Genomic DNA, 24,798 nt, shown 5'->3' with positions numbered 1-24,798 from the left:
TTTCTTTGAAATTTTGAACTTACAGAATGAAATCTAGCATCCTATTAGACGGTAAAGCGATTTCCGAAAAAATTCGAAATCGAATCGCAGAAACATTAGCAAAAGCTAAATCCGAAGGTAAGGGAGTTCCTACCCTTGCTACCATCCTTGTTGGGGATAACCCTGCATCCGAAACTTATGTAAATATGAAAGTGAAGGCTTGCGAAAAAGTGGGAATGGGATCACGATATGTGCGCCTAAAAGAAGAAACTACCACCGAAGAATTGTTAGCTGAAATTCGCAAACTCAATGCAGATTCTTCTGTAAATGGAATTCTTTTACAACACCCAGTCCCACACCAAATTGATGAACGTTTGTGTTTTGATGAAATTGCCCTTGAGAAAGATGTGGACGGAGTCACTACTGTTTCTTTTGGAAAATTATCTATGAATAGTGAAGCCTATTATCCGTGCACTCCGTACGGGATGGTACTTTTGCTTCAAGAGTATGGAATTGATGTTTCGGGAAAACATGCAGTGGTTGTGGGAAGATCCCCCATTCTTGGAAAACCAATGGCGATTATGCTGACAAACCTAAATGCCACAGTGACCCTTTGTCATTCTAAAACTAAGAACCTTCCAGACCTTGTGAAACAAGCGGACATTGTGGTTGGTGCTGTGGGCAAACCAGAGTTCATCCAAGCAGATTGGATCAAAGAAGGTGCTGTGGTTTTGGATGCTGGTTATAATGTTGGGAATGTGGGAGACATTGAAATTTCGAAAGTTAAGGACAAAACATCTTACTACACACCCGTTCCTGGAGGAGTTGGTCCAATGACAATTTCTGTACTTTTACTCCAAACCATGTATAGTTTTTTAAATCAATTTTCACCTAAGTTGGATTCCCATGCCTCAAACCGTTAGTTTTGATGAATGTTTCCAAACCGTTCCGAAACTGGATCCGCCATCGGATTTAGATAGTTTTTGGAAAGAAGGGATTTCTGGATTAAAAAAAGTTCCTGTAAAAGCCGCTTACAAAACAGTTCTGAAAGGATCTTTTATTTGGGAATCACTCAATGATATTAGTTTTCAAAGTATCGACAATCATGTGTTACATGGGAAACTCGCGATTCCTAGAAAAAGAGGAAATCGGCCTGTTGTTGTTTATTTTCATGATTATTTAGCGGTTCCGGAAGAGATCCAGAAAGGATATTCGGATTTGGGTGTGGCCCAACTTCATATCACTCTTCGGGGTCATGGGGAAGAAATGATCCATGCACCAGTAGATCCAGTGACAGGAAAGGCACCGATTGGTTGGACACCCAATTATTTTGCACACGGACTCGACCAAAAAGAAGATTTCTATATGCGAAAACTATATTTGGATGTGATTCGAACCATTGAGTTCCTACGTTTGACCGATGGGATTGATGGTGACCAAATCATTCTCCATGGTAAGTCCATTGGTTCTGCTCTTTCCGTATTTGGTGCGGCTTATTCCGATCGAATCAAAGGACTTATCTTAGAAACACCTTCGTTTTGTTATATTGATAAAGACCAAATTTCTTTAAAAGGAAATCCATGGGTGAGAGAACTCACTCCTTTTTTAGAAAAAAGAGCCACTAAAAAAATCGATTATAAAAAGGAACTGGCTTATTTTGATGCACTAAACTTTGCCAAAAAAATAAAAATCCCAGCTCTTTTTTCTTGTGGGATGGAAGATGTGATCTCACATCCAAAATCCACCTTTGCTTTGTTCAACCATATGAACTGTGATAAACGGATGCAGTTGTATCCAACCGAAGGAAACGAAGCAGGAAAAGACAAACAACCACAAGCAAACTTAGAATTTGTAAAAGAAATTTTTGCCTTATGAGTTTAGTTTCCTTTGTCTTCCAAAATTCGAAATCGGGTAAAAAGGAAACATTTGTTCCCAAAGATCCTTCAAACGTATCCATTTATTCCTGTGGGCCAACGGTTTATAATTTTGCACATATTGGGAACATCCGTTCGTTTTTATTTGTAGATGTACTTCGCCGTTCGTTACTGCTAGGTGGGTATAAACTCAACCAAGCCATGAACATCACAGACATTGATGACAAAATCATCAATGAATCGATCAAACAAAAAAAGAGTGTAGAAGAATTTACAAAACCTTGGACAGAAGCTTTTTTTAAAGACTTGGAAACTCTCCATGTTCAGAAGTTAGAACATTATCCAAAAGCCACTGAATCCATTGAAGATATGGTCGGACTTGTGGAAACACTCCAGAAGAACGGCCTTGTCTATGAAAAAGATGGGAACCTATATTTTTCCATCCAAAAGTTTTCTCGTTATGGTGAACTTTCGAAGATTGATGTTTCGGGAATGAAGTCTGGAGTTCGTTATGATGCCGATGAATACGAAAAAGATGATGTAAGAGATTTTGTTCTTTGGAAAAACCAAAAGACAAATGAAGAAAAATGTTGGCATACAAAAATCGGAACGGGACGACCAGGTTGGCATTTAGAATGTTCGGCGATGATTCGAAAAGTTTACGGATCAGGTGTAGACATCCATACAGGTGGGATTGACCTCCTCTTCCCTCACCATGAAAACGAAGCTGCACAAAGTTACGGTGCCTATCCAGAGGAAGAATTTGTAGGAACTTGGCTTCACTGCGAACACCTCCTTGTGGACGGAGAAAAAATGTCCAAAAGTAAGGGAAATTTTTATACCTTACGCGATATTTTAGAAAAAGGATATGATCCGAACGCAATTCGTTATCATTTGATTTCTGCACATTACAGAAGTAAGTTGAATTTCTCTCTAAACAAATTGGAAGAATCCAAAACGGCAATGGAGAGAATCCAAAATACCATCTACCGAGTGTTAGAAACTGGTAAGTTATGGGATAAAGTTCCCAAATCGTTTGATAATTTTGAATTTTCTAATCCAGAATTACAAAAACTCAATTTGGATTTTATGAATTCTTTGGCTGATGATTTGAATGTTCCCAAAGCTCTGGCTTCTGTTTTTGAACTGGTTCGAGTTGTGAACCAGTTTTTGGATTCAAATACAGAGTTTTCGGATTCTGTATTTTTAAAAGAATCCCTGGCATTGTTTTTTAAAACTAATGAACTATTTGCTGTTTTTTCATTTGAAAAACAAATCCAAACTTTGGATGGAATTTCAGAAGATTGGATTCTTGGCCAAATCGAAGCCCGAAAGACCGCCAAACAAAACAAAGATTTCGTAAACGCCGACAAAATTCGTAAAGAGTTGGAAGAAAAAGGAATCCTTCTCGCTGATACAAAAGAAGGAAATACCACATGGAAAAAAGCCCCGTAGAAATACTTTTTGGAAAACGTAATTTTTATGAATTTTTAGAATCCTTGGAGCAGATGGCTCCGGAACGTGGGATCAAAACCATCCGAGAAGTCATCGTCAAAGACTCCATGGGAACGGAAGAAAAACAAAGGATCCGGGGATACATTCCTAATTCCGTAAAATTCACAACAGTTTCCACAAGGGAACTTGATCGTATCGCTTCTGATAAAAACCACCAAGGTTATGTCATCATTCGTACCAAACAAAAGTCATTTTCCTCACTTGGTTTCGAACAGTTCAAACAAAATATAGAAGCAGGTGCAGGACCCGTTCTAATTCTGGATCGAATTCAAGATCCAGGAAATTTAGGGAATATTTTACGAACTGCTGAATGTATGGGTGTCAAACATGTGTTAATGTCTGACCGTGATACCTCCCCCATCACACCTGTTGTAGAGAAAGTTTCTGCAGGTGCAGTCCACCATTTACAAATCTATCGAGTGGCAAACCTGATGCATGGGATGGAATATCTCAAAAAAAATGAATATTGGATACTTGCAACTGATGAAGAAGGTGAAGAATCCATTTGGGAAACTTTACCAGACGCAACGCAGATGGCAATCATCATGGGAAACGAAGGAGAAGGCGTCAAACGTCTGTTATTGGAGGAAGCTGATTACGTGGCAAGAATCCCTCTGTTTGGATCGGTGACATCTCTTAATGTGGTAGTTGCTTGCGGAATCACTTTAGATAGGGTGCAAAATGTTTCGCGTTAGGCGAAATATATTGCCATATCTTATTTTTCTAATCATCGGGGGTTTTGTATTCCAATCCTGTGTTTATGATTTTTATAGAAAGGAGTTTGTATCGGAAGAACGGGTGAACAATGCTGCCTTGTTATTTGCTTGGTTAGGGCTTCTTCCTAATCCCAATCAAAAGTTATTCGGTTTTTCTCCTGGATATTCTCGTAATCTTTCTAATTTACAATTTATTGGTTCTGAGTTTTTTCCAAAATCTTCAAAAAAGAAAATAGTTCTCATTCATGGTTGGAATCCAGCAGAAAGAGATGCGGATCCCATTACGGGTGATGAGAAAAAGATTCAGAATATAAAAAATACTTTTTCCAATGGTCTCATTCATTTTCAGGAAGGACGCGATTCAGCGAATTCAGAATTCGATTTTTATCTTTATACCTATCGCACCTCGAATAGTATTCTTGTCAACGGACGTCAGTTTCATTCTACTTTACGTGGTTATTTTGCTGATTCTGATCAAGTATATATCGTAGCTCATTCGATGGGAGGTCTTGTCACAAGAGTTGCTTTGTCAAAAGATGTTGGAGTCCTTCCCTTCGTTCGGCTGGTTGTAACTTTAGGAAGTCCCCAGTATGGTTCTCCTTTTGCTACTTCTAGTTTTTTAGGGAGTAATCCCTTCTTAAATGATTTGGGCAATTATCTTGTGGGAACTCAGGGTGGTTCAGAATTGGGTTATACCAACAATGGTACTGGACAAATGCCATTGGCTGGCGCAGAAAATTTAGTGTTGGATACACTGAACCAGTCTTTTCTAGACACAAACTTAAATAGTAAGTTTATTAGTTTTGCTGGAGTGATGAGCAATTGTACAGTTGCTGAAACCTTTTATTATAATTCCGGTTGTAATATCTTATCAAATGCAGGGTTTACTCAATCGGATGGAATTGTTCCGGCTAATAGTGCCAGACTGGGAAACCTAACTTACAAACAAATCAATGTAGCTGATTGTGATCATTCGATGATGGCTTTTCAAACTACGAATATTGATGATACTAAAAGCCGTAATCTGTTTACACAGGTAATTACGGAAATTCGAAATTCACCTTACTAAGTAGAATTTACATTTCAGATCTATTTTGTAAGGAACGAAGTGATAGGTAAAGTCCAAGAAGTCCTAATAGAAAAAAGAGAAGTCCAATCAAAATTTCTCCATCCTTCCACATGAAACATTGGATAAAATACAATCCACCAAACACAAACGACAATCCGGAAAGAGTACCAAGTAAAGATACATTCAACCTGTTGGGATATATGATTTGTGTTTGATTCTCTTTTTGAAAGAGTCCTTTCCAGAAAAAAAATGGCGGTTTGGTTTTAGCGTAAAATTGAAGTAAGATTTCACTACTTGTATTTGGAAATATATAGGTGGAAAGGATGAGTAAAACAGCCGAAGAAACCGCTGTATAAAGAATCGAATAAGGAAATTCTATCTTTAAGTAAATAGAGAAAAGTAAATACAACAAAGGTGAAAGTATAAAAGCTAAAATTTCAGTCCAAGCAGAGATCCTCCAAAAAAACCACCTTGCAATTAAGATAAATCCAATCCCAGAGGATGCTTCGAGTAAAAATACCCAAGCCCCTTTGATGGTTTCCATTCCAAAAACGGCAAGAAAAAAGGAACAAACGGCTGTTATGATTTGAACTGTATACGATACTTTTAAATAATAGGAGTCAGGTTTTCCTGGTTGTACCATTGGTTTCCAAAGGTCGTTGACTAAATAAGAAGCACCCCAATTTAAATGAGTGGCTAGAGTGGAAAGATAGGCTGCCAGAAAGGCACTGAGCATGAGTCCAAACATTCCTTTAGGCATTCCCTCTTGTAAAACCATAAGGAACCCTTTGCCACTTTCTTTATCCGACAAATTTGGATAAAGAATTACGGAAACAAGGGCGACTAGAATCCAAGGCCAAGGACGAACAAAATAATGAGCTATCACAAACCAAAGAGAACCTTTGAGCGCAGCATTTTCATTTTTAGTGGCAAGGATTCTTTGAGCAATATATCCCCCACCGCCTGGTTCAGATCCAGGATACCAGCTCGACCACCAAAGGACTGTTAGTAAGATTAAAAAATGATCCCAAGGGAGTGTTCCGGAACTTCCGTTGGGAAAAAATAAAATTTTACTACTGTCAAGTTTGGATCTTAGACCATCGAGTCCGCCAATGGATGGTAAGTTGACTGCAAAATAAGCAAAGAGGATACAACCAATCCATGCTAAAAAAAATTGGAAAACATCAATGTAAGAAATCCCACGAAGTCCTGCGATCGATGTATAAAAAACACCAAATAACAATAAGTAGATGAGTATATGAGATGGAGTCCATTCTGGAAAAAATACAGGAATTATTTTTAACATCGCAAGGTTGACCCAACCCAGGATGACTAGATTTAGTAAAAAACCAATGACAAAGGCTTTGATTCCGCGTAGGAAATTGGCTTCTTTTCCACTGTATCTAAGGCCTATGAGTTCTAAATCTGTAGAAGCACCCGAACGTTTCCAAAGTTTGGAAAAGAAAAATACGGTAACAAATCCACCCACTGCCATATACCACCAGATCCAGTTTCCAGCAATTCCTTGACCTCTTATGATCTCTGTTACAGCAAGAGGTGTATCAGCAGCAAATGTTGTGGCCACCATCGCAGTTCCTGCGACGAACCAAGACAAACTCCCTTCGGCCTGGAAATATTCTTTTGTGGATTTTTGTTTTGAACGAAAACGAAGGAGAAGGAATAAAATGACTACAAAGGGGAATAAAAATAGTAAGGTATCAAAAATGTGGAAAGGAATCATAGTCTCACTTTGATTCCCATCTCTTTCATGGTTTGTTTGGTCTCTTGGATGGAAAATTCTCCAAAGTGAAAAATGGACGCTGCAAGCACAGCATCTGCCCCACCACGTAAAATGACTTCCGCCATATGTTCAGGATTTCCTGCACCACCAGAGGCAATGATGGGAATGGAAAGATTGGAGGTAAAGGATTTCATGAGTGTGATATCAAATCCGTCTTTGGTTCCATCTTTGTCCATAGATGTTAATAGGATTTCGCCTGCTCCCATCTCAAAGGCTTCTTTTCCCCAATCGAGTGCATCTCTTCCTGTTTCCAACCGACCACCATTTAAGTACACTTCGTACCTTTTTCTTTCTGGATGGAATTTAACATCGATCGCACAAACAATACATTGTGATCCATAAATTTCACTGGAATCTTTGAGTAGTTTCGGATTTTGAAAGGCACTGGTATTGATAGAAACTTTATCTGCACCTTTGTTTAATACTGCTTTTACATCTTCTATGGTACGAATCCCTCCACCAACTGTAAAAGGGATAAAGAGTTTATTGGCAACTTGTTCTACTAAATTTAAAAGAATGTCCCTTTTGTCGGAAGAAGCTGTGATATCTAAGAAACAAAGTTCATCGGCTTTGTTTTCTTCATAGGCAACAGCACAAGAGACAGGATCTCCAGCATCAATTAAATTTACAAATTGAACACCTTTGACTACCCTTCCTCCTTTGATATCCAAACAAGGAATGACTCTTTTAGTTAGTTCATCCATTTTAAGTGATCTCGTTTGGAAGTGGCAATTTTGTAATTTCTAATTCAGAAACAGATTTTGCATAACTTAAAAGTTTTGATTCATCAAAGTGTGAGGAAGTGATTTGTAATCCAATCGGAAGTCCAGCAGAATCCAGACCAGCAGGACAACTGATAGCAGGAACTCCTGCTAAATTGACAGAAGTGGTTAGGATATCTGCTTGGTACATTTGGATTGGATCTTTAGTTTTTTCACCTACCTTGAATGCTGTTGTAGGTGATGTAGGTTGGAAAATGATATCAACCGACTTAAAAAATTCTGCATATTGTTTGCGGATGAGAACTCGTGCTTTCTGGGCTTTTCCGTAATAAGCATCGTAATAACCTGAACTTAATGAAAAAGTTCCGAGTAAAATTCGGCGTTTGACTTCAGGGCCAAAACCTTGGGTTCTGGATTCAGAATACAGATCATCCAATTTTCCACTTCCTTCCTTACGTAATCCGTAACGAATTCCATCAAACCGGCTGAGGTTCGAAGAACATTCCGCAGTAGCAATTAAATAATAAACGGGAATTGCATATTTTAGGAGTGAAAAATCAAGGGGAACTAAGGTGGCTCCTTTGGATTCTAATTCTTTTAAAAGATCCGTATAACGTTTGTTTACATCTGGTGAGAAATTAAACTCTTCTGATTTCATCACACCGATTCGTTTGCCTTTCCAATCAACAGTGGAAACCGAATTGGCTTCAAATGGATTGACTTTGGCTGTGGTTTGGTCTTTCTGATCAAGACCTGAAATGATTTCTAATAAATCAGCAATCCCTTGTAAATCATTGGAAAAAGGACCAATTTGGTCAAGGCTTGATGCATACGCAATGAGTCCATACCGAGACACACGTCCGTAAGTAGGTTTTAAACCCCAAATTCCGCAAAGAGAAGCCGGTTGGCGAATGGATCCCCCAGTATCAGAACCTAGAGAAACTGGTAACATCGATGCTGCTACTGCCGCCGCCGAACCACCGCTAGATCCTCCAGGAATGCGAGTTGTATCAAATGGATTTTTGGTAGTTTGGAATGCACTATTTTCTGTTGAAGACCCCATGGCAAATTCATCCATATTGAGTCTTGGAAATAAAACAAAACCTTTGTTTTTTAGTTTTTGGATTACGGATGCATCATAGGGGGAACGAAAATTTTCTAAAATTTTTGATGAACAAGATGTAATTTCGCCTGTGATACAAATATTGTCTTTAATTCCAATGGGAATTCCATCAAATTCAGAAAGTAATTTTCCAGACTTTCTTCTACTATCACTTTCTTCAGCTTGTTTTAGGATGTGATCTTTGTTTACTTCCAGGAATGCTTTTACTTTTGAATCAACACCTTCGATTCGTTTGAGATAAGCAGAAACCAAATCTTTTGATTTTAAAGAACCATCATTAAGTTGGGATTTGATTTCGGAATAAGTTAGAAATATTAAATCTTTCATGTTTCAATTACCTTGGGAACCACAACATATCCATTTTCATAGGATGGTGCAATTTTTGCTAAATCATCTCTTTTTAAACCGTTTTCAGCTAAGTCTTTTCTTAGTTCATAAAAGATTTGTTCATAAATTTCATCATCACCTACACTAGACGTATCAAGGTTTTTGATTTCGTCCACGTATTGTACAATCCGAGAAAAATCACCTAACATAGAGGAAACTTCCTTTTCTTCAATGTTCAGTTTTGCCAAGTGGGCAATGTTTTTTAATTCTTTTTCATCCATAAGTTTTCCTCAGTATGCGTTCCTATCTATAATTGTTTTTAGGGGTGTGAGTAAAATGATTTTGATATCCAGAAGGAGTGACCAGTTTTCGATATAAAAAATATCTGCTTCGATGCGTTTTTCGATGGAAGTGTCTCCACGAAAACCTTGCACCTGTGCCCAACCTGTAATTCCCGCTTTTGCTGCATGGCGTCTCATATATTGTTGGTGTTCGTTTCTAAATTTTTCTACATAAAAAGGACGTTCTGGTCTTGGCCCCACAACAGACATGTCCCCGAGTAATACATTAAAAAACTGTGGTGTTTCATCTAAAGATAACTTTCGTAATACGGCCCCAACGGCAGTGACACGTGGGTCATCTTTTACAGTCCAAAGTGTATCTGATTTTTCTTTAGCCTGAACAACCATGGATCGAAATTTAATCATTCCAAATACTTTGTTGTCTAAACCCACACGTTCTTGTTTGTAAAAAACAGGCCCCTTACTTGTTAATTTTACAAGTAAGGCAATCAAAAGATAAAAGGGGCTAAAAAGCAGGATAAAAAATAGAGAAAATAGAATATCAAAACTTCTTTTGAGAACTAAATTATATCCCAATCGTAGCGGGATGTTGCGAATGGAAATGATTGGGATTCCATCTAATACTTCCACTCTTCCCTTGGCAGTGACGATTTCTTCGTAACTAGGAATTACCTTTAAATCGATTCCATGAAAGTCAGCAATGTCTATAACTTCTTTTAAGGAATCTCCTTCTTCGTGGGAAAGTGCATAAACAATTAGATCGATATTGTTTTCTTCTACATAAGACTCCAATTTTCCTGTCGTGGTGACAGTATGAAGTTTTTTAGAAGATAAATTCTTTTTCCCAGCAACAAATCCTTTGACCGTATAGCCGTAAATGGAATGTCTCCTAAGAGTTTCTGAGAAGTTACTAGCAGACTTACCTGTTCCAATAATGAGAACCGATTTTAGATTGAACCCTTTGCTTCGTAAATACTGCATCAAAGATCGTAATACAAAGTGAGAAAAAGAAGTAAGAATTACTGTACAAACTGCAAAGTAACCAATCACAAGCCTGGAAAAACTTTCCCCTCGAAAGAAGAATAATAGAGATAACACTACAAGTAAGTTTAAGATGACTCCAGTGATGATGGCAAAGAGTTCATCTGAAAATGATAAACCCCTTCTTGGATGGTATAAATCAATCGATAGAAATGCCAAAACTTGTGAAAAACCAAGCACAACCCCTAAAATCAAATAGTTAAAAGGTTCGATTGTTTGGATTTGAAATGTAGAATCAGGAGATAGATAATAACGAATCACATAGGCTATGACAAAACTTGTAAGCGCAATGAAAAAGTCTGTCACTAGGAAAAGCAGTTTGAAGGATTGGCTTCTTTCTTTTAACATTTTAAGCTCTAAAGTTATTCCGTTAAGTCAGTGGACGTTCCATCAAGAGGACGTTTTCGGAATCTATACAATCGAACACGAGTCGCCTGTGCCGAAGCAGAATCTCCAAAACTGAAGTTGGTTAAGTTTACTGAAAAGTATACTGATTGGTCGTAAAAAGTCAATTGGTTGTTCAAAGTAAGACCTCCTGGTAGCGCTCGTAAGTTCATACTGTAACCTAAACGATATTCCCAGTTATGGAGATCTAATTTTAAAGTCATCATAAAGCGGTTGATATTAAAAACAGTTTTTTGTCTTTGTGTTTGACCTTGAGCCCCAGTTCCCGCTGCTAAATCTTCCCAAATAGTCGTTTGGTCATAGTTAGTTCCTGTTTGTGAAGTATACAATTCGGGACTTGTATTCATTGCATAAAATTGCCCTTGTGCCAGGGCAGTCAAACGCCAAGGTTCTGTGACTCGGGAGTCGAGTTCTAATTCCAGTCCAGAATACCTTGTGACTTTTACATCTGTTTTAAAGAAAAATCGATAACTGTCTAAATACGTATCTTTGTAAACATGATACCAAGTAGATCCAATTTCTAAACTACGAAAGGCTCGAATGATAGGCCAAGAAAATCCACCCATTTTATACGAAACTGTTAAGTTATTGGAAAGCGAGCGGTTTTGCGGAGTGTGGTGGACGTAATCATTGTTAATAAATACACCAGAATAAAAATTTCGTTTTCTCTCTAGAAGACTTGGTCTTCGCGTTGTAAATCCGTCTACAAAATCAAAAAATCCACCTATTCTCACAACAGTATAATACCATCTCTGCATATTGGTAAGTCCAGGATTGTAAGCAGAAGAAAATTGTCGTAAATCACGGATGGTTCTTACAGAAACATCCCAATCATTCAGAGCATAACTTTCTAAGGCAAATTCAGCTTCATGTTGACGCAAATTCCCAAGGATTGGATCTTTTGCCTCTGCTTTGTCGGCATCTAAACGACGGTATGTTGTGGATAAAAATATTTCCGGAATTCCCATTCTTACAGTGTGTGCCTGACGGACATACTGGTAGGATTGTTGTTTTAACATGGTTGCATAAGCCTTGTTAATGTCCCGATCCGGACTATTTAATTCATTTCCAGAACCGGGGTATTCCACAGTTTGTTTGGTGGCACCTACATAAACCGAAGGTGTAAAGGACATATAAGCACCCATAGCAATGGGAGAACGAAATCCCGTTTCCCCAATTACGTTGGTTTGTGAGCGTAAAACAAAATCTTGGTATTGGCTTCTTGGATCCACCACCCCTGTTGTTGGATTGGTTTTTTGTTGGGGAACGCCGTAAATACGATTGATATTGGTTTGAAAAAGTAAGTCCCAATAGATTGGACTACTAGTTCCAGGAACAAGTCCGATATTACTTGAGTTTCTAATGGTTACCGCAGGTAATGTATCTTGCGCCGCAAAGTACTGGTTAGCTTGGATTTGATAAACCAGAGTTCTGCTCATTGCAAATCCAACACTCAAATCTCCTCGGTTTTCTGTATAACTTAAGTTCCAGTTCAGTAAATTACGGATGAGTCCAAACCTTACATCTCGGTATGTGTAAAGTGACTGTAATGAATTGGATGGTTGGTATCTGTTTCCAAATTCATAATCAAAATTTCGATTACTATAGTTTTCGTATTGTAACTGCACGTTTCTTGTATAGTCTTTTGCAAAGTCGTTGAATTTAGCATTCAAACGAATGTCGGTTTTCCACCATGGGTCATAGTTAACGCCCGTATTGCGGTATGGTAAGTTTGTATTAGGAAACAACTCTCCGCGATCTACATTATTTGTGGTGGCTACATTCCCAATTCCATAATCTTTAAAACGATCTTCGTAAACAGGTGTGATTGCGTTATTTTTATAATTTGCATAACCAAGATTAATATTGTAATTTAAAAATGGGGATAATTTCCACATTTCTAACTGAGCCGCTTGTCCCGTTTTTTCATACATATCAAATCTAAATTTATAACCGTTTGCTAGAAAGATACTATTGGGATAAGAATCAGACCATTGGTATGAGTTTTGCCAAAACCAACCTTGGGTATTGTTTTTACCTATTTGTGTTGTGACTCCATTCCCTGATTCGGAATTATATAAAAATGGAAGCCAAGCCATATAAGTTCCACCTACTTTGTAGGAAACACTGTAGGCTACGACTGACTTATCATCATGAATGAAAATTTTCGAGGCTTGAAAGGATTCATGGGGTAGTTCCGCATTACAAGCAGTAAAGTATCCCATCTCTAAAAGGTATCTTTTTTCATCCAAACGTTTTAATTTTTGCCCAATAAAGTGAGATGGGAACATGCTGAGTTTGGAATTATAAACTACGCCTTGATTGATTTTTAAATCATAAATCATTCGGTCGCCATTGACTTTGGCATTACCGTCTTTGTATTCCACTCCACCCTCTGCATAAATTTCTTGTCTAGTCGCATCAATGGAAACGGAGTCTGCAACCAGTTCACCCGATTTGATTTTTAAACGAACTTTTCCCCGAAGAACAAGAACACCACCTTTGGTTTTATCGATATTTAATAATTGGCCTTCTGCTGCATTTTGAATTTGGATGGGAGGCCCTTTTTTGGGTTGCGAATTGAGTAATGATTCGGGTGTTAACGTTTGTTCCTCTTCGGGAACAAGAGCTTCTCTCAGTCTTTCTCGTTTTGTATAAATAGTTCCAGAAGGACTCAGTCCTAAATTACGAAGGTTGTCTTCCACCTCGCGATCCGACATGGCATCCACTGATTTGCGAACCAGTCCTCTTTGGACTTGGGCGGTTGTTTGTTTTTTTTCTTCGTCTTGTGAATTTTTCCCAGATCCTTGGGCCTCGGGAAATAGGAGTTTGATCCCATTGATATCCTGCGCCAGAATTTCCATTCCGAAGAGAAAACCATAAAATAATATAAGGAAACGAATGGATTTTTGCACAGCGGGCTTTGAAAGTATAGAACGAGAGTTTTACACCGGTCGAAAAAATCAATGGAAAACCAGGACGAATTTCGATCCAGAATCTTGTATTTTACCCGAAAAAGAGGTTGCTTAACTATTCCTGTAATGGACATAATCAAATGGCTCAAACTTTGGGCATCAGGGAGTTTTGAATGGCAAAAACCTACTCTGGGGAACGTGTTCCTGGCACTTTGCGTTACAATCTCAAAGTCAAAGAGGGAAACATCGAACATAACTTCCTGGTTCCTGAACCTTCGATTCAAATTCCTATGGAAGGGTTTGGCCCAGACGAAAGTGCCAATCGTTTGGCCTTGGCCATCCTTCTTGACTTCACAAAAAATCCGCAGACTTCGTTTTCATATTATAAAGATTTTAATTTTTTTCTCGCTGGCCTATTTTTGGAAGACAATTGGATGTTACACTCCAGTCGGATCGATTTATTTTTTAAATTACTAGAAGAGGCACCCCGTTTTTCCAAACCACTAGTTTTGGGAAAACATTAAACCACTGTTATAGTGGCTTGATGATGGGTAAGGTAAAAAACCAAGACGATAGACTTTCGTCTCGGTACATTTTTCCTTTATGTTCTGTGATGATACTTTTTGTGACTTCGAGAGAGTTCATTTGTGAAATTCCCTTCATCAAATCCTCCGACCCATTGTCTTTGATTTGAATCAGGATGTGGCTAGTTCCCTCTTCTTCCGCTTGTTTTAAAATGACAGTTATTTTTCTACCAATTGTATCTTCTCTGGTATTGACTCGAACCCTAGCATCTTGTATTAGATTCAATAGGACTTGTTTGATTTTCTGAGGTTGGCAATAGGCTAAAGGAACATCCCCTAGTTCAATTTCACACTGGATTCCTTCTTTTAAAAAGTATTGGTGGAGGAAAGAACGAGTGTCATTCGCGATACTTCCCAAGTTGGAATAGTTCCATTGTGAGGAAGTGGATTGGGAATAGGAAACTAGGTTTTTTATGATTTTAGCAATTCGATCCGATTCTTCTGCAATTTTAGCGGATTTGTCTTGTAAAGACTGGTTTCCTAATTTTTTTGCTTCCAGTGCAATTAAGTCTGCTAAATTCAAAATGGATGTGAGTGGGTTATTCACTTCATGTGAAATTCCTGAAGCTACAAGAGCAATGGTTTCCCATTTTTGATTTTCCGCAAGCCTACTCTCCACATTGCGAATGTGTTTTTGGACTTGTGATTTATAAATAGCCATCTCCACAGAAATATACAAATCACGGCTGTTAAACGGTTTAATTAAATATCCAAATGGCTCTGTGGCTTTGGCCCTATTGATTGTTGCTTCATCCGAATAAGCAGTTAAGTAGATAACAGGTATTTCTTTTGTTTTTTTAATAATGGCAGCAATTTCGATTCCATCCATGGGACCGTTTAACATAATATCCATAAGAACCAAATCAAAATGTTCATTTTCGATATGTTCGATGGCATCGTTTGCATCTGAAACATAAGTGGCATTATATCCATATTGTTTCAGAGTGGAACAAATATTGATAGCAATGATCCTCTCATCCTCAACGACAAGGATTCTTTTAACGTCTGTTTCTTTATCTGATCCCACAACTGCTGTCATATTTTCTAAAACCGGGTTCCTCTATCAAATAGAATAATTAGAGTTTGTCAACAGAATCCATACAACAAATCTCTGTATTGTGAGTGAGGATTTAAACGAGGCCCAAAAGGCAGTCATTCTGTCCCCTCCTGGCCCCATCTTAGTGGTCGCTGGAGCTGGAACCGGAAAAACAAACACAATTGTTCATAAATTGGCAGCTCTCGTTCAGGCGGGAGTCGATCCTAGTTCCCTCCTCCTTCTTACCTTTACGAGAAGGGCTGCAAAAGAAATGATCAGTCGTGCGAGTGGCCTTCTTGATTCGAGAATGTTTTCCGTACAAGGTGGTACATTCCATTCCTTTTGCCACAAATTCCTTCGTAAATATTCCCTAGCTGTTTCCCTGAATGCCAATTTTACCATTTTGGATGAAGATGATTCCGTAAGTTTTGTGGGAATGGCAAGGGATCAAATTGTCTCCAAGGATTCAAAAGTCAGATTTCCCAAAAAGGAAACTTTAGCAGAAATGTTTTCTGCCTGTTTTAACTTACAAATTTCTTTAGAAAAGGTAATTCAAAAAGATTATCCTATGTTTCTTGGGCTGATAAAAGAAATCCAGGAAATCAAAAACAAATTTACAGAACTTAAACTAAAACATAACTCTTTAGACTTTGATGATTTATTAGACTTCACAAGAAAGATTTTGATGGAACAAGAATCCATTCGCGAACGAATCGGATTGCAGTATCAATATATTTTAGTAGATGAATACCAGGATACAAATCGTATCCAAGCACATATTGCTTGTTTACTTGCGAGCAAACACCGAAACATCTTAGTCGTTGGCGATGACGCTCAGTGTATTTATGGTTTTCGTGGTGCCAATGTGAATAATATGTTGGATTTTCCTAAAATTTTCCCAAACACAAAAACAATCCATCTAACCAAGAATTATCGAAGTACACAAACTATTTTGGATTTGGCAAATGCCGTTTTAGAACAGAGTAAAGAAAACTATAAAAAACAATTGGTTGCCGAAACTAAACAGACCCAAGTCAAAATGATTCCAATAAAACCCCAACTCATAAAGTTTGAATCATCTGAGGAAGAAGCAAATTGGATTTGTGATCAAATTTTAGAGTTGTATGAAAAAGATATTCCTTTATCTAAAATGTCTGTCCTTTTTCGTGCGGGATATATTTCTAATCTTCTTGAAGTCAAACTAAGTGCCAAAAACATACCCTTTCGTAAATTTGGAGGAAAACGTTTTTTAGATTTAGCACATGTAAAAGATATGCTTGCTTACCTCCGTATCATAGAAAACCCAAGGGATATACTTTCTTGGAATCGAGTTTTATTACTCGAAAAAAATATTGGTAAAAAATATGCGCAAGTTCTTTATAAAAATTTGGAATCAGGGCACTTCCAGTATGAATCAATTGAATCCTCATCTTCATTTTTTTTGGGAATTCCAGATTCTCCCAAAGTATCGTTTCAAAATTTAATCAAAAATCTAAAGGTTTGTTTAAAATTTGGAAATAGTATGGCCATCGTAGAACATGTGCTTTCTTATTATTTTCCTATTTTAGAACAGGAGTATGATGATTTTGATAGAAGAAAACAGGATTTGGAGTCTTTTAAAATTTTAAGTAAAACTTCTCCTATTTTGTCTGATTATTTAGCAAACTTAACCCTTGATCCAACAGAAAAAATGGATACAAATGTTCCAGAAAAAGAGGAAGACGAGTTTTTAACACTGTCTACCATTCATTCCGCCAAAGGTCTGGAATGGGAATATGTTTTTACTATGCAGGTGGTTGAAGGAAGTTTGCCTAGTTCTCGTGTAAAAACCACCCAAGACTTAGAAGAAGAAAGAAGATTGTTTTATGTTGCGATTACAAGGGCCAAACAAGGGTTATTTTTGACTTCTCCCGTTTTTTCTGATAAAAATAAATTAACAACCGTAAGTCGATTTTTGTCGGATTTATCTAATCTCAGTGAATTGGTTGATGAAGATTCCCCTCAAAATAAAGAAGAAACACCGCGAGAGATAAATCCGAAACCAGAAAACGACCACTTCCAGGACATCCAACGATACTTTTTGAATTGATTTCTAAAAAACGATTCCCTATCATAGATTCATATTTGGAGGACGTATGAAATTATCCTTTCGCCTTTTGGTTTGTAATCTTTTTCTTTTGTCACTACTTGTGGCTTGTGCTTCGCAAGACACAAAAGAGGTTGCCGACCAAACAAACGCGGATACAAAATCAAATTCACGAAATGCCAACTTAGAAGATCCTGAAAAAGGTGGAAAAAAGTTTGGTTGTATTGAAGGGGATTGTGTCAACGGAATCGGTAAATATGTCTACGATAACGGTGATATCTATACCGGATCTTTTAAAAACGACCTCCGTGAAGGGGCCGGAAATTTTGTCTATTCTGATGGTGAGAAGTTCAATGGAACTTACTCGGAAGATAAAAAGCAGGGTTCCGGTGAGTATAATTTCAAAAACGGAGATAAATACGTAGGGGAATTCCAAAACGGACAAATCAATGGAAAAGGAACTTATAGTTTCAAAGACGGTAAGTCTGTTTCCGGTGATTTTACCTCTGATGGCCAAGAAGGAATCGGTGTTCTCACAGATGATGGAAAGGCAAGAAATTGTAAAATCGCAGGAAGAAAACTTCTCTGCGAATAAAACTCACCTTACAAGTGGCAGTTGGGACGTTTTCCTTCTGCCTTTGCTTTTTCCCATAAAACCATTGCATTTGACATAGCAGAATTTAAATTTTTCATTCTTGTTGCATCCGATGGATGCGTTGACAAAAGTTCGTTTGGTTTGGAACCACCAAGAGCACTCATATTTTTCCAAAGGTTGACGCTCTCCCTAGGATCAAATCCAGACTTCGCCATAAGTTCCAGACCAATCAAATCCGCTTCCGATTCGTGTTCTCTTGAAAATGGCAATAAAACACCAAATTTTGCTCCCATACCTAAAGCCCCGGCAACCGTAGGTTTACCCAAACTTTCCAAAATTTTCACAGATCCACCTGCCAATTGGTTTTGGGATACTCGTTCATTTCCATGCCTTGCAATGACGTGACCTATTTCATGCCCAATCACAGCTGCTAGCTGGTCTTTGTTTTTAGCGACAGAGAACATTCCGGTATGGACTCCAATTTTTCCACCAGGAAGTGCAAAGGCATTTGGTGTGTTATCCTTAAAAACCACAACTTCCCAGGATTCCACACCGGTTGTATCGGTGGTGACGGCTAACTGTGCAGATACGATACAGTTTACATAAGAATTGGCAGAAACACTCGAATCAATCGGTGTTTTAGTTTTCAACTCTGAAAAGGCATCCGTCCCCATTTCATTCATTTCACCATCTTTTACGAGGATGATTTGCCTTCTACCAGTGGGTGAAGTGCTACAGTGGATTAGAAAAGTTACCGCTAACAAAAGATAAAAGTTTCGAATCATTTTTTTTCCTGTTTTGATTTAAAGTCAATAATAAATGGAATGATATCTTCGCTACCAATTGGTTTTGATAACCAATACCCTTGGATTTTATCACATTGAAACGATTTGAGAAGTTCTAATTGTTCCAACTCCTCTACTCCCTCAGCAACAACGGAATAACCTAGGTCATGTGCCATATTGATAATGGATACGAGTAAAAAACTTTCTTTCGAACCTTCTTCCACATTGTTTAAAAAAGATTTATCAATCTTTAAAATGGAAAGTGGTAACTTTTCTAAGTAAGATAGGGAAGAAAAACCAGTCCCAAAATCATCCAACGCTACCTTCACTCCAATATCAATTAAGTTGGAAAGGATTGGAACCGTTTCTGACAAATTTTTCATGGCCAAACTTTCAGTAATTTCTACTTGTAAAGAAGTATAAGGAATGTTTCTTCGATTGTGTAAATCAACAATCCAATGAAAAATATTTTGATCAAAAAACACTTGTGGACTTAAGTTCACTGCAATGGAGATGTGGTGACCTTGTTTTAATTGAACTTCCTCGATGATATCTGCGGCTCTTTCTAAAACAAATTTGGTAATGGGTACAATGAGACCAGAGTCTTCTGCTAGAGGAATAAATTCTCCTGGGGAAACCATTCCTCTTTGGGGATGGCGCCACCTAACAAGTGCCTCCCAGTGTCCTATTTTATTTTCTTTAATGTCTAAAATAGGTTGGTAATAAACAAAAATTTCATTTTGTGTTAACGCTTTTTTTAAATCATTTTGGATTTCCAATTGGAAGTGGATTTTTTCCTGCATCGCTTGGTTAAAAACGGAAACAGTTCCCACTTTTTGTGACTTCGCATGAAACATTGCGATTTCTGCATTTCTAAGAAGTACGTCTGCTTCTTTTCCTCCCAGTCCAAACCCAGAAATTCCTGAAGAAGCTGTTAAATAAATGGAATAACCACCGATAGGAATCGGATCTCCCAATCGTTCTAGTAGTCTCTGTGCAAAATTAACACCTTCATCAATGGATAGGATATGAGTGAGTAAAATGGCAAAATTATCAGCTCCCATCCTTGTGATGATGGCATCAGAATCAGAAAATTGTTTGAGTCGTTTTGCAAAAATTTGAAGTACTTGGTCACCTGCTTCGTTTCCTAATGAATGGTTGATCCGTTTGAAGTTATCAATATTGATACAGAATAAAATTGGGTATCCCGTATCTTTCATATTATAAGCAAAGATTTTTTGTTCAATCCTTGCTAGAAACAGAGCTCTATTTGGTAATCCTGTTAGGTTATCATAGAATGCATCATGTGTTAGTTGTTGTTCTGCGAGTTTTCTATCAGTAATGTCATGATGAATGGCAATGTATTGGAATACGGATTTGTCTTGTCCGGTGAAAGGAACGATGGTTGTATCTGCCCAGTAGTCACCACCGTCTTTTTTGATATTCCTAATTTCTCCTCGCCAAACATTTCCTTTTTGAATGATCTCCCAGATTTTTGTCCAATCCTCTTTTGTTTTATCTGGTGACTTCAGGATTCTGTGATTTTGGCCAATGAGTTCCGGGGCACTAAAACCTGTTACCTTAGTAAAGGCTTCATTCACATAAGTTATGATGCCATTGGCATCTGTGATGGAGACAATATTGGCTTGGTCTAACGCAAATTTTTGGAGTTGGATTTCTTTTAAGGACTGGTATAGGAAAGTTTCTGTAGTGTTTTTTTCTTTTCTGTAGACAAGTTCCCTTCTTTCTCTTTCTAGAACCTCTGTTAAACGAAGAAGGTTTTTGCGATCAATGATATCATTAACCCCTGACTTCATATAACTTAGGTTCTTCGTAAATTCATCAGAATCACTCAGTAGAATCACCGGGATATCTAACTTTTTGTCATTTAGATATTGTAAATATATAGGAATTTCAGAATGAAAAGGTTTTCTTGTGCTACAGATGATGGCATCCCAATCTTCTTCATGGACTGTAGTTTCCCATGATGGGAAGGATTCCACAACTCTATATAGTGGGCTTAGGCCGCCCGCCTTCATTTCTCTTACGAGATCAAATACACTATTAGAATCGTTTTCGAGTATTAGAACGCTGATTGGACTGCCCATTATTTTTGCCGGTGTGGCTTATCTCTCCCACTAAGAATTCGTATTTTTCCTAAAATCTCAACCTAAAAATGATTCAAAATTCATTAGAAAATTCGTCGGATATAGAGCATGCATCCTAAAACATTCGAAACTTGCTATATCAGAAAAGAATATTTAGAGCATGAGTTACGTAAATTACTCTTGGATATGAGCGATTTGGATTATAAAGGACTGAATGACTACGACAAAGGTGGTTATGATGGATTCAACCAAGCCATCACCTTAGTTTTAAAAAAGCTTCAAAACTAGGGTTTTTTCTAATCAAAATGGCAAAACATTCGAAAGAATTAGTTTCTACAAAAATTCTTTACAAAATTGGCAAGTAAACAGATTGTATACGTGCCAGTAGGAAGTTCAATGAATTTCACAACAAAACAAGTTAAAAATCATACAGTTGTTACTCTAGAGGGTTCCCTCGATATTTATTCTGCACCCGCATTAAAAAAAGAACTCCACAAAATCATCGATGACGGTGCAGAATCGGTAGCGATTGACATGGTCAACATCAAACTATTGGATTCTTCCGGAATTGCGCTGCTTGCGAACCTCCAAAAGAAACTCAAATCAGAGGAAGGTCAGTTTTTCCTCTTAAATGTGAGCCAAGATGTGATGGTCATTTTGAAATTATCCAGTTTGGACAAATTTTTTACAATTCTTGGCGGAGAAGCGGAACTTCCGTAATCCCTCTTTCTCTCTCCTTAAAGCCGGAAGGATTTCACTTCCGTGCGCACTACTGGCGCGTCCATTGATTTAGGTTTTGTCCAGTCTCCGTTTTCGTTTTGGATCCATTGCCCAGCTTCCAGTTTTTCTCCTGATCCAGTGACGAGTTTAATCTGACTCGGACCTCCGGAAACTTTTACAGAAACCACCAAATCGTAAGGTAAATTCAGACCAAAGGAACCTAGTTGTAAGATGGCCAGGTTTCCTTCGATTTTAACTTCATCACATACCACTTCTCGACCGTCTCGCAGTTTGACTTTGAGTTTCGCGGGAGTTTTTGGGACTTGTTTTTTTACGGCTACGTTTTCTGGGATGAGTGTTTTTTTAGGCTCTGGTTCTGATAGATTTTCTGGAACCAGAGGGATTTTTTCTTCTGATACAACGAGGGCAAGTTTTTTAGTTTCCCCTGTGGAATCTTCTAGTGATTCTCTGATGTTCTCTTTGATTTGGTTTAGTTCTTTGGTTTCTTCGGCAGAGAGATTGGTTGGAGTTTCTGCTTTTAATACCTTTTCAATGATGACAGGTTTTAAAACTAAACTTTTTCCTTCTTCAATATTTTCGGCAGCTTTTGTATCACCTAACTTGGTTGCCTCTTCTTTCGAAAAAGCAACAAGGGATTTGTTTTCTTGGTAAAAATTTCCAATCAGTAACAGCCGTCTGTTGGCCCGGATTGCCACTTCTTTATTATCTTTCTGTTTTACTAGTTGGATGTATTCTTTTACAGCACTGGAAGTTTTTCCAAGTTCTTCCATGGCACGTGCTTTGACATAGGACTGGTCTTTTGTGAGAATAGGGATATTTTCTAAAGTTTTTAGAGTTTCTTCATAATCTCCACTTTGGAAAAGAGAATAAGCCAACTCTTCCGGAGATTTTTTTTTGTTTTTTAATTCTTCTTTTTTCTTTTCCCCTTCTTCTAAAAAACTAATGAGAAGGCTGGCATTTTCTGCGTAGTGAGTCCCCGGAAACAAATCAATGGTTTTGGTAAGTTTGACAAAGGCCTTTTCTCTTTCCCCCATCATCACCAAACAGTATCCATGGTGAAGGAGGGTAAATGCCATTTCATCTGATAAAGCTGAGGTGATCGAATCTTCTAACTCTTGGTATTTTTTTGAAGCAATAGGATATTTTCTTGTCCTTTCCATATAAAAGGCAAATTGCAAACGGATGATTGTATTTTGTTGTTCTTCCAGTTCGAGTGCTGGTTTAAAATTTAAAAACCGGACGGAGTTAATGACATATAAACCAAACCGGTCGAGTGTTGCCATTTTTAAATCCAAACCTTCTGTTTCGGAATTCATAATTCCTGATTCCAAAATATTCACTTTTACTTCAGACATATAATCGTCTTTGGAAAGGAACATTTGTTTCAAACGCTCTCTTAAGGTTTTAGAAGAGAGTTGGTAGTTCATTAGTTGGTCTCTTAAAATACCAAACCTAAGTTCTTGCAATTTAACACTGACGATGGCTTGAGAAGCCACTGCGAAGAAAAAAAACAGAATGAAAAAAAGAGAAAAAAAGAAAAACTTTCTCATTCCGGTACATCAAGAATGATCATTGTTACATCATCCTTATATTCCTCATGTTTTTCTTCGAGTAATTCCATTGCTTTTTCTACTATTTCTGAATTGGGAAGATGGATGTTTTCTAGAACGATTTCAGTGAATCTTTCTAATCCAAATAGTCCCCCTTCTTTGATGGGAGTTTCAACCACTCCATCAGTATAAAGGACAATTTTATCTCCAGGAAGAACCGGGAACGAATCGAGCGAATATTGGATGTCATCTCCCATTCCAAGTGGTGGACCCGAACTATCAATGTATGTGATTTCTTTTGTGGATGGACGTACAATAAAAGGAGCGTTGTGTCCTGCATTCACAAACTTAACCACACCAGGTTCTTCGAAAACTACAAAAACTCCAGTGGCAAAAAAGGAGGCTTGTAATCTGTTAGCAATGACTTCACCCAGTTGGTTTATGGCTTGGATGGCAGAATGATTGTCTTTCATGATGGCTTGTAGAGACATAGCCATAACAACCGTTACAAGAGCGGCTGATACACCATGACCTGACGCATCTGCTAAAAAGAATCCATAAAAATCTTTTTCTGGAACTTGGAAGTATTGGTATAAATCACCAGAAACTTCTCTCATTGGTCTATATAATTTTCCGATGTTAAATTTTTTGAATTTTTTAACAGAAGGTAAAAACAGTTCCTGCACTTCTTTTCCGATTTGGAGTTCTTGGTTGATTTCTTCGTTTAATCGCGTAATGGTTGTTACTTTGTTTTGGATTTCATCTGCCATTAAATTAAATGACTTTCCTAAACTATCCAACTCATCGTTACTTTTAAAATTCCAATCCACTCTAGATTGCAAATTTCCAGTAGCCATACCTTTGGATGCAACTTCCAAAGACCCAACTCTTTTGAAAATGGCACGATACACTAAAATTGCAAAAATGATATGAAACACAACCCCCCAAAGGACGGCGTATCCAACTTGGATGTAAAGTTGTTTCAATCGATCTTGGATAGACGAAATATTAAAATGAGTATAAAGGAAAACCTCTCTGGAATCAGAAAGTTTGACTGGTAATAAAAAATCTACGGTAAAGTCAGATTCATTCAGTTCTAAACTATAACGAGCCTTAAACAGGTTTCCTTCTTTGTCGGAGGAAACTTCTTTAGTTTTTTTCAAAACAGATTCTTTGATTGTGACTTCGGCTGTGGCAGACTCTGGTTCCGACAAAATGACCTTCCCATCCGCTTCGAAAATGGAAAATTTGCCGATTTCGTATAACTTCAAAGTTTTGCGAAAAACATCATAGGTTTCATCCCTTTCTCCCGAAAGACCAATGGTTTGGATGTCTGCAAGGATGGTGTTGGCAAGGTTTTCTGACTGAAACTGGAAGTTTTTGAGAAGTAAGTCAGATTGATTTTCGAAGATCATCACCGTAAAAAAGATAATATTGAGTAAGGCAAGAAGGGAATAAAAGAGTCCAATCTTAAAGCGTAAGGAATTCGTCGTTTTGATTTTGCTTTTGTTCACGGCAATTACT

The 24,798-nt window shown here is 37.8% G+C and carries 20 protein-coding genes; 9 read left to right on the top strand and 11 right to left on the bottom strand.

The features are described from left to right. Positions 1 to 26 precede the first annotated feature (26 nt). The 5 genes from folD to EHQ24_RS03405 are packed head-to-tail and all read left to right on the top strand — an operon-like array spanning position 27 to position 5,153. A complete protein-coding gene (folD, locus tag EHQ24_RS03425) occupies positions 27 to 902 on the top strand; it encodes a bifunctional methylenetetrahydrofolate dehydrogenase/methenyltetrahydrofolate cyclohydrolase FolD (protein ID WP_135600304.1) in 876 nt (291 codons plus the stop codon). Further along, on the top strand, positions 886 to 1,854 hold the full coding sequence (locus EHQ24_RS03420; RefSeq protein WP_135600303.1) for an acetylxylan esterase: 969 nt from the start codon (positions 886 to 888) through the stop codon (positions 1,852 to 1,854). Before folD ends, EHQ24_RS03420 begins: the two co-directional genes overlap by 17 nt. Further along, entirely contained in the window at positions 1,851 to 3,308 is a 1,458-nt protein-coding gene (gene cysS, locus EHQ24_RS03415) for a cysteine--tRNA ligase (protein ID WP_135600302.1), read from the top strand. Before EHQ24_RS03420 ends, cysS begins: the two co-directional genes overlap by 4 nt. Beyond that, complete coding sequence (gene rlmB, locus EHQ24_RS03410; RefSeq protein ID WP_135600301.1) at positions 3,290 to 4,063, top strand: 23S rRNA (guanosine(2251)-2'-O)-methyltransferase RlmB; 774 nt, start codon at positions 3,290 to 3,292, stop codon at positions 4,061 to 4,063. Before cysS ends, rlmB begins: the two co-directional genes overlap by 19 nt. Continuing rightward, positions 4,050 to 5,153, top strand: a complete 1,104-nt coding sequence (locus EHQ24_RS03405) for an esterase/lipase family protein (protein WP_135600300.1) — start codon at positions 4,050 to 4,052, stop codon at positions 5,151 to 5,153. Before rlmB ends, EHQ24_RS03405 begins: the two co-directional genes overlap by 14 nt. A gap of 7 nt (positions 5,154 to 5,160) precedes the next feature. On the opposite strand, the gene EHQ24_RS03400 is transcribed toward EHQ24_RS03405, so the two are convergent. From EHQ24_RS03400 to EHQ24_RS03375, 6 genes are read right to left on the bottom strand one after another with little or no spacing between them, the layout of a single operon-like run. After that, a complete protein-coding gene (locus EHQ24_RS03400) occupies positions 5,161 to 6,894 on the bottom strand; it encodes a sodium:solute symporter family protein (protein WP_135600299.1) in 1,734 nt (577 codons plus the stop codon). Next, positions 6,891 to 7,658: an imidazole glycerol phosphate synthase subunit HisF gene (gene hisF, locus EHQ24_RS03395; RefSeq protein WP_135600298.1), complete on the bottom strand. Its 768-nt coding sequence runs from the start codon at positions 7,656 to 7,658 to the stop codon at positions 6,891 to 6,893. The genes EHQ24_RS03400 and hisF overlap by 4 nt, the downstream gene beginning before the upstream one ends. A 1-nt stretch (position 7,659) precedes the next feature. Then, entirely contained in the window at positions 7,660 to 9,126 is a 1,467-nt protein-coding gene (gene gatA, locus EHQ24_RS03390; RefSeq protein ID WP_135600297.1) for an Asp-tRNA(Asn)/Glu-tRNA(Gln) amidotransferase subunit GatA, read from the bottom strand. Continuing rightward, on the bottom strand, positions 9,123 to 9,407 hold the full coding sequence (gene gatC, locus EHQ24_RS03385; RefSeq protein ID WP_135600296.1) for an Asp-tRNA(Asn)/Glu-tRNA(Gln) amidotransferase subunit GatC: 285 nt from the start codon (positions 9,405 to 9,407) through the stop codon (positions 9,123 to 9,125). The genes gatA and gatC overlap by 4 nt, the downstream gene beginning before the upstream one ends. Before the next feature lie 9 nt (positions 9,408 to 9,416). Beyond that, the gene (locus tag EHQ24_RS03380) at positions 9,417 to 10,817 is read right to left on the bottom strand and encodes an undecaprenyl-phosphate glucose phosphotransferase (protein WP_135600295.1); all 1,401 of its coding nucleotides are present in this window, start codon (positions 10,815 to 10,817) and stop codon (positions 9,417 to 9,419) included. Positions 10,818 to 10,831: 14 nt separating this feature from the next. Further along, positions 10,832 to 13,738 carry an LPS-assembly protein LptD gene (locus tag EHQ24_RS03375; RefSeq protein WP_135600738.1) on the bottom strand — a complete coding sequence of 969 codons (2,907 nt, stop codon included), beginning with the start codon at positions 13,736 to 13,738 and terminating at the stop codon, positions 10,832 to 10,834. A 224-nt stretch (positions 13,739 to 13,962) separates the two neighbouring features. Between EHQ24_RS03375 and EHQ24_RS03370 the strand changes: the two genes are divergently transcribed. Then, the gene (locus EHQ24_RS03370; RefSeq protein ID WP_135600294.1) at positions 13,963 to 14,313 is read left to right on the top strand and encodes a hypothetical protein; all 351 of its coding nucleotides are present in this window, start codon (positions 13,963 to 13,965) and stop codon (positions 14,311 to 14,313) included. Between the two features lie 7 nt (positions 14,314 to 14,320). Here the strand turns inward: EHQ24_RS03370 and EHQ24_RS03365 are convergent, their stop codons facing one another. Continuing rightward, complete coding sequence (locus EHQ24_RS03365) at positions 14,321 to 15,412, bottom strand: response regulator (protein WP_135600293.1); 1,092 nt, start codon at positions 15,410 to 15,412, stop codon at positions 14,321 to 14,323. 79 nt (positions 15,413 to 15,491) lie between these two features. Here EHQ24_RS03365 and EHQ24_RS03360 point away from each other — a divergent pair, with 79 nt between their 5' ends. Both EHQ24_RS03360 and EHQ24_RS03355 read left to right on the top strand, forming a co-directional pair. After that, positions 15,492 to 17,498, top strand: coding sequence for an ATP-dependent helicase (locus EHQ24_RS03360; protein ID WP_135600292.1), 2,007 nt, complete (start codon positions 15,492 to 15,494; stop codon positions 17,496 to 17,498). A 46-nt stretch (positions 17,499 to 17,544) separates the two neighbouring features. Further along, on the top strand, positions 17,545 to 18,090 hold the full coding sequence (locus tag EHQ24_RS03355; RefSeq protein ID WP_135600291.1) for an MORN repeat-containing protein: 546 nt from the start codon (positions 17,545 to 17,547) through the stop codon (positions 18,088 to 18,090). 8 nt (positions 18,091 to 18,098) lie between these two features. Here the strand turns inward: EHQ24_RS03355 and EHQ24_RS03350 are convergent, their stop codons facing one another. Together EHQ24_RS03350 and EHQ24_RS03345 are read right to left on the bottom strand one after the other, a co-directional pair. Beyond that, complete coding sequence (locus EHQ24_RS03350) at positions 18,099 to 18,875, bottom strand: M48 family metallopeptidase (RefSeq protein ID WP_135600290.1); 777 nt, start codon at positions 18,873 to 18,875, stop codon at positions 18,099 to 18,101. Continuing rightward, positions 18,872 to 20,983 carry a putative bifunctional diguanylate cyclase/phosphodiesterase gene (locus tag EHQ24_RS03345; protein WP_135600289.1) on the bottom strand — a complete coding sequence of 704 codons (2,112 nt, stop codon included), beginning with the start codon at positions 20,981 to 20,983 and terminating at the stop codon, positions 18,872 to 18,874. Before EHQ24_RS03345 ends, EHQ24_RS03350 begins: the two co-directional genes overlap by 4 nt. 396 nt (positions 20,984 to 21,379) lie before the next feature. On the opposite strand from EHQ24_RS03345, the gene EHQ24_RS03335 reads away from it, so the two are divergent. Continuing rightward, positions 21,380 to 21,703: an STAS domain-containing protein gene (locus EHQ24_RS03335; protein WP_020777405.1), complete on the top strand. Its 324-nt coding sequence runs from the start codon at positions 21,380 to 21,382 to the stop codon at positions 21,701 to 21,703. Between the two features lie 17 nt (positions 21,704 to 21,720). Here EHQ24_RS03335 and EHQ24_RS03330 read toward each other — a convergent pair whose 3' ends face one another. Then, positions 21,721 to 23,274 (bottom strand): tetratricopeptide repeat protein, encoded by a 1,554-nt coding sequence (locus EHQ24_RS03330; RefSeq protein ID WP_135600287.1) that lies wholly within the window; start codon positions 23,272 to 23,274, stop codon positions 21,721 to 21,723. After that, positions 23,271 to 24,788 carry a SpoIIE family protein phosphatase gene (locus tag EHQ24_RS03325; protein ID WP_135600286.1) on the bottom strand — a complete coding sequence of 506 codons (1,518 nt, stop codon included), beginning with the start codon at positions 24,786 to 24,788 and terminating at the stop codon, positions 23,271 to 23,273. The genes EHQ24_RS03330 and EHQ24_RS03325 overlap by 4 nt, the downstream gene beginning before the upstream one ends. Between the last annotated feature and the right edge of the window lie 10 nt (positions 24,789 to 24,798).

Source organism: Leptospira noumeaensis (assembly GCF_004770765.1).
Lineage (GTDB): Bacteria > Spirochaetota > Leptospiria > Leptospirales > Leptospiraceae > Leptospira_A > Leptospira_A noumeaensis.
This window is presented reverse-complemented; position numbering and strand designations above follow the sequence as displayed.

Excerpts from the sequence above, each read along its gene's own strand:
- cysS (WP_135600302.1), top strand. The coding sequence starts at position 1,851 with ATGAGTTTAGTTTCCTTTGTCTTCCAAAATTCGAAATCGGGTAAAAAG.
- EHQ24_RS03375 (WP_135600738.1), bottom strand. The coding sequence starts at position 13,738 with ATGGAAATTCTGGCGCAGGATATCAATGGGATCAAACTCCTATTTCCC.
- EHQ24_RS03380 (WP_135600295.1), bottom strand. The coding sequence starts at position 10,817 with ATGTTAAAAGAAAGAAGCCAATCCTTCAAACTGCTTTTCCTAGTGACA.
- EHQ24_RS03330 (WP_135600287.1), bottom strand. The coding sequence starts at position 23,274 with ATGAGAAAGTTTTTCTTTTTTTCTCTTTTTTTCATTCTGTTTTTTTTC.
- folD (WP_135600304.1), top strand. The coding sequence starts at position 27 with ATGAAATCTAGCATCCTATTAGACGGTAAAGCGATTTCCGAAAAAATT.
- EHQ24_RS03400 (WP_135600299.1), bottom strand. The coding sequence starts at position 6,894 with ATGATTCCTTTCCACATTTTTGATACCTTACTATTTTTATTCCCCTTT.
- gatA (WP_135600297.1), bottom strand. The coding sequence starts at position 9,126 with ATGAAAGATTTAATATTTCTAACTTATTCCGAAATCAAATCCCAACTT.
- rlmB (WP_135600301.1), top strand. The coding sequence starts at position 3,290 with ATGGAAAAAAGCCCCGTAGAAATACTTTTTGGAAAACGTAATTTTTAT.
- EHQ24_RS03420 (WP_135600303.1), top strand. The coding sequence starts at position 886 with ATGCCTCAAACCGTTAGTTTTGATGAATGTTTCCAAACCGTTCCGAAA.
- EHQ24_RS03350 (WP_135600290.1), bottom strand. The coding sequence starts at position 18,875 with ATGATTCGAAACTTTTATCTTTTGTTAGCGGTAACTTTTCTAATCCAC.
- EHQ24_RS03370 (WP_135600294.1), top strand. The coding sequence starts at position 13,963 with ATGGCAAAAACCTACTCTGGGGAACGTGTTCCTGGCACTTTGCGTTAC.
- EHQ24_RS03365 (WP_135600293.1), bottom strand. The coding sequence starts at position 15,412 with ATGACAGCAGTTGTGGGATCAGATAAAGAAACAGACGTTAAAAGAATC.
- EHQ24_RS03335 (WP_020777405.1), top strand. The coding sequence starts at position 21,380 with ATGAATTTCACAACAAAACAAGTTAAAAATCATACAGTTGTTACTCTA.
- EHQ24_RS03355 (WP_135600291.1), top strand. The coding sequence starts at position 17,545 with ATGAAATTATCCTTTCGCCTTTTGGTTTGTAATCTTTTTCTTTTGTCA.
- EHQ24_RS03345 (WP_135600289.1), bottom strand. The coding sequence starts at position 20,983 with ATGGGCAGTCCAATCAGCGTTCTAATACTCGAAAACGATTCTAATAGT.
- hisF (WP_135600298.1), bottom strand. The coding sequence starts at position 7,658 with ATGGATGAACTAACTAAAAGAGTCATTCCTTGTTTGGATATCAAAGGA.
- gatC (WP_135600296.1), bottom strand. The coding sequence starts at position 9,407 with ATGGATGAAAAAGAATTAAAAAACATTGCCCACTTGGCAAAACTGAAC.
- EHQ24_RS03405 (WP_135600300.1), top strand. The coding sequence starts at position 4,050 with ATGTTTCGCGTTAGGCGAAATATATTGCCATATCTTATTTTTCTAATC.